The organism is Arthrobacter sp. H14, from assembly GCF_000520495.1.
GTDB lineage: Bacteria > Actinomycetota > Actinomycetes > Actinomycetales > Micrococcaceae > Arthrobacter_C.
The window spans coordinates 1-5,295 of sequence record NZ_AZRX01000485.1; the positions used below are offsets into that span (position 1 = coordinate 1).

7 protein-coding genes are annotated in these 5,295 nt (G+C 59.8%); 5 read left to right on the plus strand and 2 right to left on the minus strand.

The window, feature by feature from the left end:
- Together Y707_RS22545 and Y707_RS22550 are read right to left on the minus strand one after the other, a co-directional pair.
- A partial coding sequence (locus Y707_RS22545; protein ID WP_035779862.1) for a helix-turn-helix domain-containing protein occupies positions 1-230 on the minus strand: 230 nt, incomplete at its 3' end.
- Between the two features lie 45 nt (positions 231-275).
- Positions 276-533, minus strand: a complete 258-nt coding sequence (locus Y707_RS22550; protein WP_051441532.1) for a helix-turn-helix domain-containing protein — start codon at positions 531-533, stop codon at positions 276-278.
- 242 nt (positions 534-775) lie between these two features.
- On the opposite strand from Y707_RS22550, the gene Y707_RS0101490 reads away from it, so the two are divergent.
- From Y707_RS0101490 to Y707_RS0101520, 5 genes are all read left to right on the plus strand, one after another.
- A complete protein-coding gene (locus Y707_RS0101490) occupies positions 776-1,423 on the plus strand; it encodes an Rv1352/Rv1906c domain-containing protein (protein WP_051441533.1) in 648 nt (215 codons plus the stop codon).
- A gap of 42 nt (positions 1,424-1,465) precedes the next feature.
- Entirely contained in the window at positions 1,466-2,071 is a 606-nt protein-coding gene (locus Y707_RS0101495; protein WP_026533799.1) for a hypothetical protein, read from the plus strand.
- An 872-nt stretch (positions 2,072-2,943) separates the two neighbouring features.
- On the plus strand, positions 2,944-3,318 hold the full coding sequence (locus tag Y707_RS0101505; RefSeq protein WP_051441534.1) for a hypothetical protein: 375 nt from the start codon (positions 2,944-2,946) through the stop codon (positions 3,316-3,318).
- Positions 3,319-3,926: 608 nt separating this feature from the next.
- The gene (locus Y707_RS0101515) at positions 3,927-5,120 is read left to right on the plus strand and encodes a DUF6361 family protein (RefSeq protein WP_026533802.1); all 1,194 of its coding nucleotides are present in this window, start codon (positions 3,927-3,929) and stop codon (positions 5,118-5,120) included.
- Positions 5,113-5,295, plus strand: a 183-nt coding sequence (locus Y707_RS0101520) for a hypothetical protein (protein ID WP_026533803.1), incomplete at its 3' end; no start/stop codon positions are given. The genes Y707_RS0101515 and Y707_RS0101520, both read left to right, overlap by 8 nt.

Here is a 5,295-nt window from a genome sequence, read left to right on the forward strand (position 1 = left end):
TCCAGACGTCGCTCCAGGAACCGGGAACGCCATTTCCGAACCGTGGGCAGCGACAACTGCAACCGCCTGCCGACCTCCGAATTCGACACCCCCGTCGCGCACTCCAGCACGACTCTGGAACGTAGCGCCAGATCCTGCGCGGACTTACGCCGGCGAACCCACCGCTCCAACTGGTCACGTTCCGTATCGGAGAGTCTCACTTCGGCCAATGCCGGTCCTCGTTGCGCCATACTCCAGCCTACCAACAACTAGCAACGAACTAACGGCGCAACACACTAGATGAGACCCATATCCTGGCCGAGCGCGCCGAGTTCGTCCCCAGCGTCGCGTTGGATTATCGATTCGCGCCGTTTGTAGGCGTACAAAGATTCAGCGAAGACCCGACGATGTGTACCCACTTCGCCGAAGTCGATCTCTCCGGCTTCCAGAAGCCCCACAAGAGACGGGCGAGAGACGTTGAGCATGTCAGCGGCTTGCTGCGCGGTCAACTCCGCCTCCGTCGGAACCACGGTAACCCCCTGTCCCGCAGCCACTTTTCCGAGGATTCTGATCATGAGGTCGGCGGCGGTCGTGGCAGTGTACTGGGCCGGGATGGCTGATAAGGGGCATTATCAGTGGATTCGGAGAAAGAGACGGTTCTTTCCTTCTACGTTTCTTTATGTCGGCCAGCTCGTTCTGGAGTTGCCCGGCAACGTGAGGAACGGGAGACAAGTTGGGGGTGTTTCCCGCTCCTCACACCCGGACATTCACAGTGAACGACTCGCACGGAGGAAGCATGCTGAACCAATTGGAAACAGAGCCGCACGACGAGCCGCCATCTGAAGAGCGGTCCCGCAAGCCGATCTGGGCAGCGGCCGTCGTCGTCGGACTTGTGCTCTTTGGCGGCGGTGCTTTTACCGGCGCTGCCGCCGCCGATCCGACGTCGAGCGATGCCTACATAGCGCTCACTGACGATGTCGTGACCGTGGAGACGGAGCGGGACGAGGCGCTGTCCGACCTGGCGGACCTGCAAGAAGAGTACGACGTGCTGTCCAGCGGCATAGCAGAGCGCGAATCCGAGGTGGCCCAACAGGAAGTGGATCTCCTGAAGGCCGAGACCGAACTCGAAGAGGCACAGGCGAAGCTCGAGAAGGCCCAGGCAAAGCTGGAGGATCGCGAGACGGCTGTGGCCGGCGCTGAAGCCGAGAAGGCGAAGAACACGATCAGCGAAGGCACCTGGACAGTGGGCGTCGACATCGAGCCGGGCACCTACAGGGCCACCGATGGCGTCCGCTCCTCGTGCTACTGGGGCATCTATGTGAGCGGGACGAACAGCGAAGACATCGTCTCCAACGGAATTCCAGGGGGAGGGCGGCCCACCGTGACCTTGTCCGAGGGGCAGGACTTCACCACTAACCGCTGCGGAACCTGGGCAAAACAGTAAGACAGACCGCCGGAACAAGCCGGCACGTTGAAAGGGAACACCATGAAGAAAACACTCAGCACTCTCGCCATTTCCTGCGGCATTGTCCTCGCCGCCACAGGTTGCACCACCGGCGCTGAACAGACCTCCGGTTCGGAGCCCGAGGCTATCCAAGCACCGGCAAGTTCACCCGCGCCCGAGTCAGCGCCTGCTCCAGAACCTTCCCCTGAATCTCCCAGTCCCGCGCCGGAGGTCGAGGAGTCGCTCGTGGAATTCGGGGAGACATGGGAGTACGAGGATGGAATAGCCGTCACAGTGACACATGCAGGCGCGGCGCAAGCATCCCAGTATGCCTCAGGGGCGGACGAAACCGGCGGGCAGATGCGCCTGTTCAAAATCACCATCGAAAACGGGACGGACGGCATTTTCGACCCCGCAGGCGCGTACACAACAGTTAACTATGGGGACACCGGGAAAGTAGCCGAGCGGGTATTCGATTCCGGGCAGGGCTACGGGGACATGTGGCAGGGGAAGATCCTCCCTGGCAAGGAACAGTCGCTCACGCTACCTTTCGCCGTCCCGACGGACAAAGCGTACGAGGTGCTGCTGTCCGTCGCGCCGGGATTCGAGTACGAGGACGCGATCTTCCTCGGCACGGTCGGCAAGTAACCGGTGATGGGGGTCCACCAAGTTCCCGCCTGACTTGTGCCGTGGGAAGGCAATGGTCCTTTGTCAGTTCGCCGGGATACGGTGAACCCTGATTATCAACAGCACGTATGGGGGCCGGGGAACTTCAAGCTCAAGGTCACATCCATAGAGATCATCAAGTGCGACGCCATGTTTCCCCTGAGGCTAATGGCTATCCACTAGCCGTTGAGATGCAAGTGGAAACGTCGGCAGAATTGCGCACTAACACCTCCATCAATGGCCAATCGAACATGCTGAGCCTCACGCCTTATAACTGGACTGGCTATGGGAAAACGGAACTCGAATGAACACCGTCGAATCGTCTGTGTCTCGGAACTTGCCTCGGCGACCAATCCCGAATGTTGCCCCATTACATTGGGAACGCCGAAAAAGTGAGCGGGGGTAGTCATCCTCGACGTCACGGACAAGAGCGGCCAGGTCGCGTGTGAATGGTGGGGACATGGGGCAGGCGGCTGGATTTGGGATTACCCCTCGAAGTCGTCATAAGACACGGCAGCTATATCGATGGCGAAAGTAGATGTTCAGTGAAGCGGCGACTTTGATTTCGCGAGACAGGATGATCTCCAGGACTTGATCAGGAAGGACGTGGAGGTGAAGCCGCTGGACCTCCGCCCATGACGTCCGCTGGCAGTAACTCACTACAAGGTCAGAAATACTCGGGTTCTTCCCTTCGGGACAGCCAGACTCGAAAACGACCAGAACTTTTGGCAATTGCAATAACCCCAAGAGGAGCGTAGCTTTCGCTCACCACTGGTATCCCTCGGCATCGATCCCGGATCGTCCAAAGAGGGTGCCATGAAAGGCGGCTCGGAGCCGTGCTGAGAGGAGAAGTCGTGACGTCCCCTGCGACCACCGGTGCTGGGAGTGAAAACATCATCGAGGCGGCTTTCGCTGCTTATCTCGCAGGAAGGGGGTGGGATGTGCAGCGCCAGATGGACTACTGCGATGTGGTCGCAACCAAGGATGGTGACACATTGAAGGCCGAGGTCAAAGGCCGAACCGGTACGAGCATGGGCCTCGACGTAGACACATTGTTCGGCCAACTGTTGCGACGGTTTCCGGCTGATGAGGACGTGTCGTTCATTCCTGCGATTGTCGTTCCGGCGGAAGCACTGGCCAAGATCCATCGCATACCCGCATGGGTCTTGCAGAAGCTCCGGATCAAAGTCTTCACGGTCACTGAGGACGGGACCGTGGAGCAGATGTAGCGTTAGGCACGTCCCTGACCCTGGGATGCTGCATCGACCTCGACGGATGATGCCTCTGATGGCGGCGACCCGGTCGGTTTAAACGCCGTCGTTGGGGTATAGGGTGAATTCGAAGAACGTTGACTTTTGGGGGATTAGTTGAGCATTCCGTACGTCAAACCGGCCGCACGGATTCTGATCTGGGGCGCACTCGTCTTCATCGTTGGAACGATAGCGAGCGGTTTTCTGAGTTACATGGGTCTGGTCGAACAAGTCTCATCTCCGTTTGGAAAATCTGAGGCTGGTTCATTCTTCGGTGCTGCAGCTGTTTTAGCCCTAGTCAGCTTCTTGGGGTTGATATTGATGGTTGTCGGTGGATGGAGAACGATTAGCCGAATCGATCAACGGTACGACGCTTGGTTCTCCCGGGAACGGAACGAATCGGCTGACCCACAAAGTGATACTTCCGAGCAGCCGGAGCAGGTAGAGCGTTTGCAGGACCCGCAACCGATGCAACAGCAGCAGGCGTACGTGCAGCAGTATCGCCTTGGTCCACCGGCTCCGCAGCAACCTCCCCGGAGCGGACCACAGGCCTAATTCACCTCCAGCTGTAAGGAACCGCTTCGCTTATGCCTTCCCTGATTTCCTGGCTCGATGCCTCCACCGACGAGAACACCCGCATGCGTGAACTGGTGAAGCTCTTCGGCTCACCGGAAACGACTGATGATTTGGGAACCGGACAGGTACGTGACGTGATCAGCAACAGCTTGTTCCCCGGCACGTCGGTTCTGCACGCCGGCGCCCGGTATATGTTGCTGGTTCCGTGGGCGTACCTCAGCAGCTACCGGCGGGGTATGGATCCGGATCGGTCACGGGCCAATGCGGAAGAGGCGGAGCGGAGGTTGATCGAACGGTTCCGCGAACTCGGCATGGAATCGTTCATCGGCCGGGACGCCGGACGCAACGTTCAACAGCTCCCGTCCGGAGCTTACTGGAGCGCACTGCGTACTTACGGAATCGTCAGTTCGGAGCTGAACCGGGCTACTGTCACGCAGGCCATGAGCGTGAGCGGAATGGATTCTGAAGCAGATGAAACGTCCTTTGTCTGGCATCCCACGCTTCCCGAATGGCCCGAGGGCTTTCCGCGGTCGGAGGAACGAGGGCTGGAGCTGTCGGTGGAGGAGGCCCGCTGGTTGCAGGAGCGGATCCTCGCTACGTGTGAAGGGACGCTGCTGGCCCACATCATGACGGCAGGCGGCCAACCGACGTCGGGCAGTCCATATCCCTGGGCCGATTCCGGTTGCAAGGCGGTGGGCGGCGAAGCGGCGCAATGGCTCAGGGATGCGGAATTGTTCTCCTTCATTCACCATGGTGCCAACATCCTCTACAACCATTTGGTGGCCGAAGCGGTCGCGCGGGACGTGCCGGACGCGGGGCTGGACGCCGTCGAACATACTGCTACCTTGCTGGATAACTGGGAGCAACAGCGCCCGGGCAAACAGGAATTGCTGGCGGCTTGGGACGTCGAGGACTTCCTGCGCCGTGCCAAGGAGAAGAACCGCAACATCAGCACCTTGACCATGGAATTCGTGCGGGTAATGACGGATGCCGCCCGCGATACGCGGGAACTCGTAGACAACGAGGATCTCCGCGCCGCCGTCATGAAGCGCGAGATGCTGATGAAGAAGGCCAACTCGCGGTTCCGCCACCAGCGACGGTTGCGGAATTGGCAACCTCCCAATGACGTCGCTGCAATCGGCTTCCGGTGGACGGCCGTACGTCGAACTGCACTGGACATTCACGAAGGGCTTTCACGTGCTTGATGCCAATGAGCGTGAGGCTCTGACTCAACAGCTTCGGCCCCCGGCCGGCTTCCGGCTCGCCCATGCCGTCGGCACCACTTTCACGCTGGACATGACCAGCGCCTTGTCGGTTCCGCTGAGTTTCGTGGCGGGTTCGGGTGAGGAGTTCAACAACCCGGTGGCCGTGCTCAGCGCC